At 63.6% G+C, this 12,947-nt stretch carries 14 protein-coding genes; 6 read left to right on the forward strand and 8 right to left on the reverse strand.

Annotated elements, in window-relative coordinates:
• From VIM61_03625 to VIM61_03635, 3 genes are all read left to right on the forward strand, one after another.
• Positions 1–255 (forward strand): hypothetical protein (locus VIM61_03625; protein ID HEY8899474.1); only part of this gene is annotated, 255 nt, incomplete at its 5' end.
• A gap of 22 nt (positions 256–277) precedes the next feature.
• Positions 278–1,246 carry a tRNA preQ1(34) S-adenosylmethionine ribosyltransferase-isomerase QueA gene (queA, locus tag VIM61_03630; protein ID HEY8899475.1) on the forward strand — a complete coding sequence of 323 codons (969 nt, stop codon included), beginning with the start codon at positions 278–280 and terminating at the stop codon, positions 1,244–1,246.
• An 84-nt stretch (positions 1,247–1,330) separates the two neighbouring features.
• Positions 1,331–1,948, forward strand: coding sequence for a PEP-CTERM sorting domain-containing protein (locus tag VIM61_03635; GenBank protein ID HEY8899476.1), 618 nt, complete (start codon positions 1,331–1,333; stop codon positions 1,946–1,948).
• Here VIM61_03635 and tadA read toward each other — a convergent pair.
• Entirely contained in the window at positions 1,938–2,423 is a 486-nt protein-coding gene (gene tadA / locus VIM61_03640; protein HEY8899477.1) for a tRNA adenosine(34) deaminase TadA, read from the reverse strand. The genes VIM61_03635 and tadA overlap by 11 nt on opposite strands.
• Positions 2,424–2,470: 47 nt before the next feature.
• On the opposite strand from tadA, the gene rpe reads away from it, so the two are divergent.
• Positions 2,471–3,121 carry a ribulose-phosphate 3-epimerase gene (gene rpe / locus VIM61_03645; protein HEY8899478.1) on the forward strand — a complete coding sequence of 217 codons (651 nt, stop codon included), beginning with the start codon at positions 2,471–2,473 and terminating at the stop codon, positions 3,119–3,121.
• 1 nt (position 3,122) lies between these two features.
• On the opposite strand, the gene VIM61_03650 is transcribed toward rpe, so the two are convergent.
• The 4 genes from VIM61_03650 to VIM61_03665 are packed head-to-tail and all read right to left on the reverse strand — an operon-like array spanning position 3,123 to position 6,759.
• Positions 3,123–4,283: a folylpolyglutamate synthase/dihydrofolate synthase family protein gene (locus VIM61_03650; GenBank protein ID HEY8899479.1), complete on the reverse strand. Its 1,161-nt coding sequence runs from the start codon at positions 4,281–4,283 to the stop codon at positions 3,123–3,125.
• Positions 4,284–4,311: 28 nt separating this feature from the next.
• Positions 4,312–5,160 (reverse strand): acetyl-CoA carboxylase, carboxyltransferase subunit beta, encoded by an 849-nt coding sequence (gene accD, locus VIM61_03655; GenBank protein HEY8899480.1) that lies wholly within the window; start codon positions 5,158–5,160, stop codon positions 4,312–4,314.
• Positions 5,161–5,168: 8 nt separating this feature from the next.
• Complete coding sequence (locus tag VIM61_03660; protein ID HEY8899481.1) at positions 5,169–5,897, reverse strand: ComF family protein; 729 nt, start codon at positions 5,895–5,897, stop codon at positions 5,169–5,171.
• Positions 5,851–6,759: a CPBP family intramembrane glutamic endopeptidase gene (locus VIM61_03665; protein HEY8899482.1), complete on the reverse strand. Its 909-nt coding sequence runs from the start codon at positions 6,757–6,759 to the stop codon at positions 5,851–5,853. Before VIM61_03665 ends, VIM61_03660 begins: the two co-directional genes overlap by 47 nt.
• Before the next feature lie 34 nt (positions 6,760–6,793).
• Here VIM61_03665 and bioA point away from each other — a divergent pair, with 34 nt between their 5' ends.
• Positions 6,794–8,092: an adenosylmethionine--8-amino-7-oxononanoate transaminase gene (gene bioA / locus VIM61_03670; GenBank protein HEY8899483.1), complete on the forward strand. Its 1,299-nt coding sequence runs from the start codon at positions 6,794–6,796 to the stop codon at positions 8,090–8,092.
• On the opposite strand, the gene VIM61_03675 is transcribed toward bioA, so the two are convergent.
• The 3 genes from VIM61_03675 to VIM61_03685 all read right to left on the reverse strand — a co-directional run bounded on the left by VIM61_03675 (position 8,089) and on the right by VIM61_03685 (position 12,245).
• Positions 8,089–10,587: a hypothetical protein gene (locus tag VIM61_03675; GenBank protein HEY8899484.1), complete on the reverse strand. Its 2,499-nt coding sequence runs from the start codon at positions 10,585–10,587 to the stop codon at positions 8,089–8,091. The genes bioA and VIM61_03675 overlap by 4 nt on opposite strands.
• Before the next feature lie 65 nt (positions 10,588–10,652).
• The gene (galE, locus tag VIM61_03680; GenBank protein HEY8899485.1) at positions 10,653–11,627 is read right to left on the reverse strand and encodes a UDP-glucose 4-epimerase GalE; all 975 of its coding nucleotides are present in this window, start codon (positions 11,625–11,627) and stop codon (positions 10,653–10,655) included.
• A gap of 105 nt (positions 11,628–11,732) precedes the next feature.
• Positions 11,733–12,245 carry a 3D domain-containing protein gene (locus VIM61_03685; protein ID HEY8899486.1) on the reverse strand — a complete coding sequence of 171 codons (513 nt, stop codon included), beginning with the start codon at positions 12,243–12,245 and terminating at the stop codon, positions 11,733–11,735.
• 199 nt (positions 12,246–12,444) lie between these two features.
• Between VIM61_03685 and VIM61_03690 the strand changes: the two genes are divergently transcribed.
• A partial coding sequence (locus tag VIM61_03690; protein HEY8899487.1) for a hypothetical protein occupies positions 12,445–12,947 on the forward strand: 503 nt, incomplete at its 3' end.

Below are 12,947 nucleotides of genomic sequence, written 5' to 3' on the forward strand. Positions count from 1 at the left end.
GGCCCGAAGGCGCTCACCCGCGTGCGTCTCACCACGCACATGGTGGCCACGACCTTCCTCGTGAACGCCATCCTGCTCGGCATCATCGCCTACCGGCAGATCGGCAACCCGGCATGGGACTTCTGGCTCCAGATCCCCTACCTCGTCTTCGCCGCATATCTGTTCGCCCAGGCCCGCCGGCTCAAGATGCGCGTCGCCGAGCTCGTCGGCGCCGCCGCCCAGCGCATCGGCCTCACCCGCGTGCCGAAGAAGTAGCCTCACCCGCGGGATTCCAGCCGTGGACCGCCTCAGCGACTACGATTTCACGCTCCCCGACGAGCTCATTGCGTCGCGTCCGCTCGAGCGGCGCGACGCCTCGCGCATGCTCGTCGTCGACCGCACCGCCGGCACGATCACGCATCGCCAGTTCACGGATTTCCCCGGCTACCTCCGCCCCGGCGACCTTGCCGTCCTGAACAACTCCCGGGTCATCCGCGCCCGCATGTTCAGCGAGGACGGCCGCATCGAGCTGCTTCTTCTCGAGGAACTCGCTCCCCGTCGCTGGCGTTGCCTCGTCAAACCCGGCCGCCGCATGCGCCTTGGCGCCACCTGCCGCGCCGGCGGCGCGAATCTCACCGTCGTCGACGTCGAGCCCACCGGCGAACGCGTCGTGGAAGCCGATGTCCCCATCGACTTCTCCCGCGGCGAGCTTCCCATCCCGCCCTACATGGACCGCCCGGCCGACACGGAGGACGACACCCGTTATCAGACGGTCTTCGCCGGCCCCGAGGGTTCCGTCGCCGCCCCCACCGCCGGCCTGCACTTCACGCCCGAGGTGCTCGCCCGCGTTCCGCACACCTTCCTCACCCTCCACGTCGGCATCGGCACCTTCCAGCCCGTCAAGGTCGAAGACCTCGGCGAACACGTGATGCACGAGGAACGCTACACCATCGACGAGCCCGCCGCCGCCGCCATCAATGCCGCGAATCGCCTCGTTGCCATCGGCACCACGAGCTGCCGCGTCCTCGAAAGTCAGCCGCCCGGCCCGGTCGTTCCCCACAGCGGACGAACCCGCATCTTCCTCCGGCCCCCGGCACAGCTCCAGCGCATCGGCGCCCTCCTCACGAACTTCCACCTCCCGAAGTCCACCCTTCTCATGCTCGTGAGCGCCTTTGCCGGCAGCGATCTCGTCCGCGCCGCCTACGAGGAAGCCATCCGCGAACGCTACCGCTTCTTCAGCTACGGCGACTGCATGCTCATCCTGTGAGGCGCGCCCACCGCGATAAACATTGACTCTTTCCAACGGATCGGCCGACGCTACGAACGCGCTGCGAAAAACCTCCTCGAGAATATGAAAAAAGGTTTCAGCCCCGTTTCGAAATTCTCCGCGATCCTTCTGGCGATCGGAGTTCTCACCGGCACCGCGCAAGCCACGATCACCTACACCGTCCACGAACAGGCCGGCGCCGTCGTGTTCGATTACTCGGGATCGATTGATCTCGCCTCGGCCACATTCTCATTCGGATTTTCCAGCGGAATCGTCGGAGAATTCATCGGTTCTCCGGGCTACGTGAAGAGCCTCACTGGAAACATTTCGGTCTATACAACCAACTTCACATCGGCCTCTTCTCTCGGCCCCGGTTTCGCCAGTGGCGGAGCAGTTTCTGGAAGCTCCCTAGGTCTGGTGGATGTCTCCGGGGTAAATACCGACCAGATCTATCTGCCCTCGGGTTACGTCTCCGGCTCGAACATCTCGGGAAGCCTGACCTTTTCCGGACAAAGCTTTTCCTCCCTGGGCCTGACTCCTGGCTCCACGACCTGGACATGGTCGAACGGCGTCGGTTCGGACTCCGCGACCTTCAACATCGTCGCAGTTCCCGAGCCATCGACCACGCTCCTTCTGGGCGCGGCGGCCGCCGTCGCGATCATCGCCCGGCGACGCAAGGGCCTGCCCCCGATCAGCCCTTGAGCGCTCGCCGCTCCTGGAAAAACGCCCGGAGCAGCCCGACGCATTCGTCCGCGCGCACTCCGCTCGCAATCTCGCAGCGGTGGTTCAGTTCGGTGGTCTGCAGGAGGTTGATCCATCCACCAGCCGCGCCGCCCTTCGCATCGCCGCAGCCGAAGATCACCCGACGCAGCCGGGCATGCACGAGCGCCCCGGCGCACATCGGGCAGGGCTCCTTGGTCACGTAAAGGTCGCAATCCGTCAGTCGCCAGTCGCCCACCGCGTTCTCCGCCTGGGTGATTGCCAGCATCTCGGCGTGGGCCGTCGCATCCTTCAGCGTCTCCACCTGGTTCCACGCGCGGGCGATGATCTTTCCTCCACGCACGACCACCGCGCCGATCGGCACCTCGGCGGCCTCGTAGGCGCGAAGGGCCTGGCGCAACGCCTCCCCCATGAAGTGCGCATCGCTTCCCAGATCGATGATCAGCTCGTCTTCCACGCATTCGCTATAGCGCGAAGCCGCCGCTTCCGCCTAAAACAAACGCCGTGAATTCCATCATCGTTGCCCCATCCATCCTCGCGAGCGACTTCGCCCGGGTTGGAGAAGAAGCCGCCTCCGTCACCGCTGCCGGTGCGGATTGGATCCACTGCGACATCATGGACGGCCATTTCGTGGACAACATTTCGTTCGGTCCCGCGTTCGTCGAGGCCGTCAGCCGTCACACCACCCTTCCGCTCGACGTCCATCTCATGGTCACGCGCCCGGACCACTTCTTCCCGCGATTCACCGAGGTCGCCTCCTCGATCACCGTGCACGTCGAAGCCAATCACGACGTGGCGGCGACTCTCGCAAAGATCCGCAAAGCCGGCTGCAAGGCCGGTCTCGCGATCAGCCCGCCGACCGACGTCGAAGCCATCAAGCCCTACTTCGGCCAGTTCGATATCCTTCTCGTCATGACCGTGAATCCCGGCTTCGGCGGCCAGCCGTTCCTGCCGGAGACAATGGAAAAGGTGCGCTACGGCGCCCGCATGCGCGAGGAACTCCAGCTCGATTTCGACATCGAAGTCGACGGAGGCATCAATGTCACCACCGCCCGCGCGGCGATCGACGCCGGCGCCACCCTGCTCGTCGCCGGAACGTCCGTCTTCCGCGCCGAGGATCGCACCGCCGAGATCGCCCGCCTTCGCAGCGCCTGATCTACGCGGTCGCCTCGAAGAGCTCCAGCACCTCTCCGACGAGAAAGAGCGAGCCCGTCACCAGCACGCGGGACGTCTGCTCTCGCGCCGACGCGATCGCCTCCTCGAGCCGGCCAAACACCCGTCCCGGCGACAAAGCCGCAAGATTCTCCGGCGTCTCCGCGCGCGGACTCGCCACGGGAACAAACCAGAATTCCTCGGCCAACGGCGCCAGCGCCTGCAGCATGCCCGCGCAGGATTTGTCCCGCAGCGCGCCGAAAACAATCACCGCGCGCTCGTCGCCAAAGGTCTCACGCCACGTTTCCACGAGCTGCGCCGCGCCGTGGGGATTGTGAGCGCCATCGAGCACGAACCGGCCGACTCGCTGGAATCTTCCCGGCCATTGCACCTTCGCAAGTCCCCGCCGCACGGCGTCATCCGGAACGGCGATCTCCGCCGCGGCGAGCGCCGCCAGCGCGAGGGCCGCGTTTCGACGCTGGTGCGATCCCGCAAGATTCAGCGGCACGTCGGCCGGCAGCGCACCTTCGACAAAACTGATCGGCCCATGCGCCGCGAGGACAGCCGCCACTTCCGGACGCTGCGGCGCGCTTACGGCCGGCACCGCGGGCTTGATGATGCCGGCCTTCTCGGCGGCCACTTTCTCGATCGTGTCGCCCAGCCACTGGGCGTGATCCATCGCAATCGGTGTGATCACCGAAACGATTGGCCGCACCGCGTTCGTCGAGTCCAACCGGCCGCCCATGCCGGTCTCCAGCACCACGAAATCGCAATCTGCGTCGGCGAAATACCGGATCGCCAGCGTGGTCACGATCTCGAAATACGTCGGCGCGTGCGACCAGTCCGCCGTTCCGTCACGGATGATCGAGAGCAGGCGCGCCACGTCCGTTTCGGAAATCCGCTCGCCGTTTACGACGATGCGTTCACGGAAATCGACGAGATGCGGCGAGGTGTAGAGCCCGGTGCGATGCCCGGCCTCCCGGAGAATGGCGTCGAGCATCGCGCAGACGGACCCCTTGCCATTCGTGCCCGCGACGTGAAGAAACCGGCCTTTGCGCTCGGGGTTTCCAAGCAGCTCAAGCAGCCGATGCGTATTTTCGAGCCCGAGCTTGATGCCGAACTGCTGGGTGGAATACAGCCACTCCAGCGCTTCGGGGCAGGTCATTGCCGGCATTCCGATCCCGGCGCGCGGCTCACTTCTTGCCGGCGGCGAAATACCCCAGTAGCTGCGAAAGCAGCTCACGCAGTTTCGCGCGCGGCACGATGTGGTCGATCAGTCCGTGCTTTTCGAGGAACTCGGCCGTCTGGAAGCCTGGCGGCAGATCCTGATGCGTCGTTTCCTTGATCACCCGCGGACCGGCAAAGCCGATCATGCTCTTCGGCTCGGCAAGGATCACGTCGCCGAGCGAGGCGAAACTTGCCATCACGCCAGCGGTGGTCGGGTTCGTCAGCACCGTGATGTAGGGAAGCTTCGCCTGCGCATGCCGGGCCAGCGCACCACTCGTCTTCGCCATCTGCATCAGGCTGAGCATGCCTTCATACATGCGTGCTCCGCCGGAGGCGCAGATGATGATGATCGGCATCTTCTTCTTCGTCGCGAGCTCGATGGCTCGGGTGATTTTTTCGCCGACCACGGAGCCCATCGTGGCTGCCAGGAAGGTGAAATCCATCACCGCGAGCGAAACCGGGCGGCCGTCGATCTTCGCGGTGCCAGTCAGCACGGCGTCCTTCAGGCCCGTCTTCGCGCGGTATTTCCTGAGCGTTTCCTCATAGGTCGCGACGCCCTTGAACTTCAGCGGATCGACGGCGACGAGGTTCGCGTCGATCTCCTCGAAAGTGCCTTCGTCGACGATCGACGCCACGCGCTCCGCAGAGCCGATGGCAAAGTGATGCTCGCACTTCGGGCAGACGCGGAGGTTCTCCTCGAGCGCGAGATTGTGGATGACGTCGCCACAGGAGGGACACTTGGTCCAGAGCCCCTCGGGCATGTCCCGGTTTTTGCGGGTAAGAACGTTGAGGACGGGTTTGCGAAAAATGGCCATGGCAGAAATTATCCCCGCGCTACGGTGATGGCGCGAACGGAATGGGCGCCACCTTCCAACAGCACGCGCGCGCATTCGTCCAGCGTCGAGCCGGTAGTGAGCACGTCGTCCACCAGCAGAAAACTTTTATCCTTCACAGCGGCATTCTGTCGCAAAGCGAAGGCGTCGCGCAAGTTCCGCATCCGCTGCTTCCGATCGAAGTGCGTCTGCGTAATCGTGTGCCGCCGACGCACCAGCGGCCGCTCGACGCGGATTCCGACACGCTTTCCAGCCCAATCCGCCAGCGCCTCGGACTGATTGAAGCGCCGCTCGCGCTGCCGGACCGGGTGCAGCGGAACCGGCACGAGCCGCAGATCCTCGAGGTCCTCGAGGCGTTCATCCGCAAACCCCTCGACCAGCCAGTCACCGAGGACCCGCCGAAGATAAAATTCCCGGCCGTATTTGAAGCGGTGAATCAACTCCCGTGCGAGTCCCGTGGACCGCACGACCGCGACAGCACACTCGAGATGCAGCGCCTCGCCGCGGCAACTCGGGCAGGTGAAGTGATCCATCGCCCCTTCGAAAGGTCGCGAGCAAATCGGGCAACGCGGCCCGTAGATTCGCTTCACCGCGGCACCGCACGGGTCACAAAGCCAGCGCCCCGCGGGCTGTCGCAGGCCACAGCCCGCGCAATGCGTCGGATAAACGAGGTCAGCCAGCGCGGCGAGCATCGGCTGGAGCGGGCGGACGAGGCTCACGCGCGAGATACCACCAGACCAGCCCGCCGATGACAAGCAACGCAGCCAGCGGCACCAGGCCGGTGGGCACCATGCCATGCACGACGTTCGGTCCCGCCCACGGCATCCAGGCCATGGGATCCTTGCCAAAGCGAAACTTTGCAAAGACGCTGAGGATCTGTTGACCGAAAATGCAGCCGGCGTGCAGGCCAATCGCCAGCCAGAGCGATCGCGTTCGCAGGGTCGCCAGCGCGAAAATGACCCCGAGCACGAAGAGCGAAACGCCGCCGGAAAGGGCGAGCACCGCCCCACCGGAATTCGAGAAGGCATGCGAGAGCACATCGAAGCCGCTGCCCCAGGTCACGTCCGTCACGTCATAGCGAGAGTCGATGAAATGCACCGCCGCAAAGACGAGCGAAATTCCGATCACGCCAACGCCCCGACCAAACGATCGCACGGCCAGCCCGAGGAGCACTCCGCGAAACAGGAACTCCTCGAGCACCGGCACCACGGCCGCCGTCGCAACCACCGCCGGGATCTTCTTCCAGAGAATCTCTTCGCGGATCCGCCAAATGTCCGCCGTGAGATAAAACACCGCCAGCAACGCGAGCGGCCCGGCGACCAGCGCGAGTCCGGCGCGCAGATGCACCCACGCCCGCGCATTCCGTTCGAGGCCGAGTTCCGAGAATCTCCGGACATGCATCCAGCGCAGCACCGGCCAGAGCAACGCCAGTGCCACGATCAGCGCCGTCCGCGAGAAGAATCTGCGGAACGGCACCGTCTCCATCAGCGGATGGAGCGCCCAGTAAATGGGTGGCGAGAGCAGAGCCGCAAGCAGCACGACCGCCGCGACATAGAGGAAAAGTTTCGCCAAAGGATTCACGCGCCGAAACTTAGCAGCTAGTTTTTGCCTCGAAATGCTTTTCTCGGACGACACGGCGGCGCTGATTTCGGCGGACCGCGCTCATAGCTGGCACCCCTTCACCCAGATGCGCGCCTGGTGCGATCCCGCGCACGAACCGCTCGTGCTCGTCGAGGGCGATGGCGCCATTCTCCGCGACAGCCGCGGCCGCGAATACCTCGACGGCAATTCCTCGATCTGGACGAACCTCCACGGCCACAACCACCCGAAGCTCAATGCCGCTATTCGCGCGCAGCTCGATCGCGTCGCCCACGTCTCGTTTCTCGGCACCACAAACGCCCCCGCCACGCGGCTTGCCGAGCGGCTCTGCGCCCTCTTCCCGCCGAACACGCTCACCCGCGCGTTCTTTTCGGACAACGGCTCCACCGCCATCGAAGTCGCCCTCAAGATGGCCGTTCAATACTGGCAGCTCGCCGGTCGCCCCGAGCGCCGGCGCTTCGTCGCGTTCGATCGCGCCTATCACGGAGACACCGCCGGGGCGTCGAGCGTCGGCGGCATCGCCGGCTTTCACGGCCGCTTCGAGGCGATGCATTTTCCGGTCGAGCGCGTCTCGTCGCTCGAGGATCTCGCGGCGATTCCCGATCCCGCAAACGTCGCCGCAGTCGTCATCGAGCCGCTCGTGCAGGGCGCCGCGGGCATTCGCTGCTGGCCGACCGGCATGCTTCGCGAGCTGAGCGCGTGGTGCGACATTCACGGCATCTTCCTCATTCTCGACGAGGTCCTGACGGGCTTTGGCCGCACGGGCACGATGTTCGCCTGCGAGCAGGAACGCGTGTTCCCCGACTTCCTTTGCCTCGCCAAGGGCCTCTCCGGCGGCTATTTGCCGCTCGCCGTCACGCTCACAACGGAGCGCGTTTTCGAGAAATTTCTCGGCGACGTCGCGGAGCAGAAGACGCTCTACTACGGCCACAGCTTCACCGGAAATCCCCTCGGCTGCGCGGCTGCGCTGGCAAACCTCGCCATCTTCGAGGAGGAAGACGTGCTCCGAAATCTCCAGCCGAAGATTGCGCATTTGCGCGGCCTCCTCGCCAGCCTTTCGTCGCATCCCCGCGTGCGCGAGGTGCGCCAGTGCGGGTTCATTGCCGGCATCGAAATCGGGCCGGACAAAACGAGCGCTTATCCGTGGACCGAACTCCGCGGCGCGAAGGTCTGCGATGCCGCCCGTGCGCACGGCCTGCTCACCCGCCCCGTGCTCGACACGATTGTGCTGATGCCGCCGTATTGCGTGACGACCGCGCAGCTCGATGGCGCGGTCGCCGCGATTCGGCGTGCGATCGACGAAGTCTGCGGTTAGTCTCCGCTCGAGCTGCCGCCACCGTCGAGCGGGGTGGTGCCCTGGTCGAAGGCCAGCGGCAACGTCACCTGCGGCGCGTCCTTGAGCGTCATCGACAGGATGATGCCGTAATCCCGCTGGTTCTGGTTGTTGTCCGAGCTGTTGCCCTTGTTGTTGCGGACCTCTCCGCCGAAGGAAACGATCCACGACGTCAGATCGCGGTGGATAAGATACCGCTGGAGGAGGACCTGGTCATCCTCGGCCTCGATGGTGGCCTGCGCACTCACGCCCCAGTTCGACGTGATCTGATAGTAGATGTAACCGGAGATCTGGTTGCTGTCCTGAAAGAAGGGATTGTCCTTGATGTAGCGGTCGCTGATCTGGAACAGCACGTCGCGCCACGGCATGAAGAGAATCGACGTATTCACGTCGTAGAAGCCGTCGTCGGTAATCGGCACCTGAGCGTCCAGGCGGAGCGTCGCCCAGTTCAGCGGGCGGAATTCGATGCGGTTCACCGAATTCGAGATCGTGCCGTTGCCGTCATCGACGTAGGGATTCTTCAGGTTCACGTCGAAGAACGAGTCGACGACGAACCACTCGTAGTTGTCGTCACCACGACGGGTCGTGAGACGATTTCGAACGCCGAGGCGCAGAATGCTCCAGTCGTCGATCGAATCGATCGCGACAAACTGCGGAAAGTCGAGCGGCAGCGGCTCCGTGGCAGGCACGACGCGGTCGAACTGGAGGATGTCATCGCGGCTCTTCCCGGCGTTGTAGACGTAGGAGTAGTTGAAATACGGCTGCATCGTGTGCAGCACGCCATCCAGGCCGAGCAGCCGCGACTGGATGTTCTCGTATTTCTTGGAGAGCTTGAACGACCCCTCGAAGCCGAAGTTCACCACCGGTCGGAACGTGCTGCCGCCGCTCTGGAGCTCGGCGCCATTGAGCGTGCCGTTCTCGATCGAGTTCGCAAGATCCTCCGACGACTGCGCGTTGGCGAGACGGGTCTGCTGGCTCGTGGTGAGCGCATTGATCTTCGACTGAAGCTTCGCCCGAGTGACCGGGTCGGCGCTGGCGTCGAGCTGGCTCTGCAGGGTGGAAATCATCGCACCCGTCTGCTGGGCGGCGATGCGGTTGTTCTGCGCCTGTTCGGTGAGATTGGCGATGCGCTGCTGCTGCGCGTCGCTCAGGGCGGCAATCGTGCGACCCGTCTTGCTGTAGAACGTGCCGCGAACGCCGACCTTGGGAATGAGCGAGAGCCAGCCGAAATAGGTCTTTGGAAAAGAAATCTGGTGGAAGGTGTCGAAACGCGTGGCGTCGTAGTCGGGGAAGATCGAGTTCGTCTCGAACGCGCGGCGGTAGTAGCCGAGCGAGTTCGTGCCATCGTAATAGATCGGCGAATCGAAGATGCGGTGCTGCTTGAAGTCCAGGTCGAGCTCGGGCAGGCGCTCGGTGGTCTGGTAAAAGTCATTCATCTGGAACCGCGTGAGCAGGGTGAGCGTGTAGAACTCGTCCCACTTCGTGAGCGAGAGGAAGTTGTCCGGCTGCGGGTTCGTCGTGAACTCGTTCGGGAAGTAATCCTCGAGGAAATCGAAGTCGCTGAGCTTGTTGAGGTCCGCGGTGAAATAGATGTCGTCCGTGAGGAACAGGCGATCCTGAAAGCTGATGCGGTAGCGGTCGTGGTCGCCCGATTCGGCGCGCTCGCCCGGGGCCAGCCGGTAGCTCGGATCGATGTCGTAGGCGTAATACGTCTTCAGCGTGCCGTAGCTCGTGTCGTTCTTGCCAAAATCCCACTTGGCGTCGAGGCCCGTGCCGAAGCCCAGTTCCGTGCGATAGTCGGCCTTCGCCGTGGCAATGACGTTGCCGCCCGTGCCAACGGGGAAATTGTAACCCGTGAGCATGTAATAGCCCCAGTTGGAATCGTAACCGGGGCGCAGCTCAAAGCCGGTATTGTTCGTGTAGGCGAAGAGATACGGGAACCAGAAGACCGGGAGCTGGCCGATGTAGAGCGTGGAATTCGAGAAGATCACGCGGCTGTCCGGATAGATCCGCACCGAGCGCGCGCGCACGTGGAAGCCCGGCTCGGACGAGTCGTCCGTCGTAAGATCCGCATTGCGCACGTTGAACTGGTGCAGCGACGGCGCCTGGATGCTCATCGCCTTGAATTTGAGCGGCGAATACTGCCCCTTGAACTCGAGCGCGCGGACCTGCTTGCTCTCGAGATTGTAGAGCGCACGCTGGCCGGTGAAGACGTTGTCCTGCGAGTAGATGCGAACGTCGCCGATCAGCAGCACGTCGCGGGTGTCCGCATTATATTCCGCATAATCGCTGTAGATGCTGATGTCCTGATAGTGAATCTGGACACCGTTCTCAGCGATGGCGACGCCGTTCTCGAAACGCGTCTCACCGATCGTGTCATCGACCTTGATGTCGACCGGAACGTCGCCAAAATTCCCAAATTGCGCCCACCCGCAAACCGGCAGCAACAACGCAAAGACTGGGACCAACCACGACAACTTCCTCATGCAGATTCGCGAGGCTAGAGCGGGCAAAAGTGTGGGCAAGGTAAAAATACCTCGGGCTAGTCGCCGTAGCCGTTTGGATTTTTCACGTGCCACGCCCACGCGCTCTCGATGATGCGACGGATGTCCTGATGCTTCGGCTCCCAGCCAAGCTCGCGGCGGATTTTATCCGATCCGGCGATGAGGCGGGGCGGGTCGCCGGCGCGACGCGGGCGCTCGATGACCGGAATTTCCCTGCCGGTGACGGCGACACACGTGTCGATGATTTCCTTCACCGAGGTGCCGCCTCCCGTGCCGAGGTTGTAGAACGCGCTCTGCGGGGCCTCGAGGGCCAGCATGTGGGCCGCCGCGAGGTCGAAAATATGAATGTAGTCGCGGATGCAGGTGCCATCCGGCGTCTCGTAGTCGGTGCCATAGATTTCGGCCGCCGGCTTCTGGCCGAGCGCGACCTTGAGGACGTTCGGGATGAGATGCGTCTCGATGCGGTGGTCTTCGCCGAATTTCTCGGAGGCGCCGGCGGCATTGAAATAACGCAGGGCGACAAAAACGAGGCCGTGGATTTCCGAATACCAGCGGAGGATTTTTTCGAAGAGGAGCTTCGACTCGCCGTAGGGATTGATCGGCTTCTGCGGCAGGGACTCGTCGATCGGCACGCTCTCGGGAATGCCGAAGGTGGCGCAGGTGGAGGAGAAGACGAGGCGCTTCACGCCGGCCTCCATCATGGCGTGGAGAAGATTCAGGCCATTGCAGACGTTGTTGCGGAAATACTTTTCGGGATTCGTCATCGACTCGCCGACGAGGGCGTTCGCCGCGAAGTGCATCACCGCGTCGGGCTTGTATTCATCGAACGCGAGCTTGATGACCGAGGGATCCGCGAGATCGCCCTGGAAGAAGCGGGCGCGGCTGTCGATCGCCTTGCGGTGCCCTTCGGACAGATTGTCGAAAACTCCGACCTTGTGTCCCGCGTCGAGCAACTGCTCGACGCAAATACTGCCGATATAACCCGCACCACCAACGACCAGAATTCTGCTCATGCAGAGTGGAGCGTATCGAGAGTCGCCGACGGGATTCAAGCGCGACGTGCCGGAACTGGCGAGCACCGGCGGAATTTCCGCCGGCGCCGAGAAAGAGACGCGGAATCAGGCCGATTCCTGCGCGACGAGCGAGGCAACCATCGAGCGGATGTGGCGCATCTTCCCGCGCTCCTGAAGGATGCGCAGACTGCGCTCCGGTGAACCCCATTCAAGAATCTCGATGGTGACGTGACGGACGCCCCAGCGATCCACTTGGGCGTCGCTGGTCTTGTAAAGGTCGATCGTGCCTGTGCCCACGAGGGCGCTGCCGTAGTCGTCGACAATGTATTCGCGGCCGGTCTCGACGATGCGGAAGCGAGTGCCGACCGGATAGCGGGACCAATCCGCGGCCGCGCTGGTGATGGCGCCGGTCTTCAGCGGAGTGCCAAGGGCGTTCTTCGCGCCGTAGTTGCCATTATCGGCGATACTCGCGGAGTAGGCGGTCGTTTTCACCCCTTCGATGCGGGGACCGGAAAACGTGCGGGAAGTGGAGGCGGAAACCGGACGCGAAAGCAGACCGGCAAAGGTTGCGAGGATAAAAACAGTAATGGAAGCGGCCAGCGCTTTTCGTTGGATCATGCGTATTATCAGTGAGTTCCCGAATTTCGGGAGCGGCGACGTTACGCGGCAACCTCTCGAGCGCAACCCCTTTTTATCAGCCTCGGCAGTCGACACCCGCCCGCGGAGGCCCATTTTCTGGGTAAAAGCGCGCCGCGCCAGTGGTGAAAAAAATTCTCAAAAAATTGACGAACAGCGTTCCGGCAACTACCTCGGAGCAATGAAACTCTGGGAAATCCGGTCCATCGTCCTTGCGGCGGCATTCTTCGCAACCGGACTACCGCTCGAGGCGAAAGGCACCTCGCAGGAAACGTCCGCGGCCATGCAGACCCTCGCGAATTTCCCCGCCCTCCAGCGCCTGGGCGCGAAATCGAAGCCCACCGCGCTTCGGACCTGGCTGCGCAAGGTCGCGGCGGAATATCGCGAAGCCGGCTACGGCGAGTTTTCCCGGGAGCTGGCGAAGGCCGGATCGCTGGTCACGCTGTTCGGAAATCCGCGAAGCGACGCCCGGCCCGGCACCCTGAAAGAGGCCCGCGCCACCGTGCGCCATCTGCGAGCCGCTCTCGCGAGGAATCCACGGATCCTTCTCCCCGAGACCACCGGCGAAAAGATTCCCGATTACCTCGGGCTCGCCGCTGCCTTCACGAAAAACGCCGGCCGCGCCCTCCAAAACCTCGCCGACGGCCAGAACGTCGCAAACACGCTGCGCCGGAAGATCAAACC

The sequence above is a fragment of the Chthoniobacterales bacterium genome (assembly GCA_036569045.1).
Lineage (GTDB): Bacteria > Verrucomicrobiota > Verrucomicrobiia > Chthoniobacterales > JAATET01 > JAATET01.

Excerpts from the sequence above, each read along its gene's own strand:
- accD (HEY8899480.1), bottom strand. The coding sequence starts at position 5,160 with ATGGCCATTTTTCGCAAACCCGTCCTCAACGTTCTTACCCGCAAAAAC.
- galE (HEY8899485.1), bottom strand. The coding sequence starts at position 11,627 with ATGAGCAGAATTCTGGTCGTTGGTGGTGCGGGTTATATCGGCAGTATT.
- VIM61_03650 (HEY8899479.1), bottom strand. The coding sequence starts at position 4,283 with ATGACCTGCCCCGAAGCGCTGGAGTGGCTGTATTCCACCCAGCAGTTC.
- VIM61_03635 (HEY8899476.1), top strand. The coding sequence starts at position 1,331 with ATGAAAAAAGGTTTCAGCCCCGTTTCGAAATTCTCCGCGATCCTTCTG.
- VIM61_03685 (HEY8899486.1), bottom strand. The coding sequence starts at position 12,245 with ATGATCCAACGAAAAGCGCTGGCCGCTTCCATTACTGTTTTTATCCTC.
- bioA (HEY8899483.1), top strand. The coding sequence starts at position 6,794 with ATGCTTTTCTCGGACGACACGGCGGCGCTGATTTCGGCGGACCGCGCT.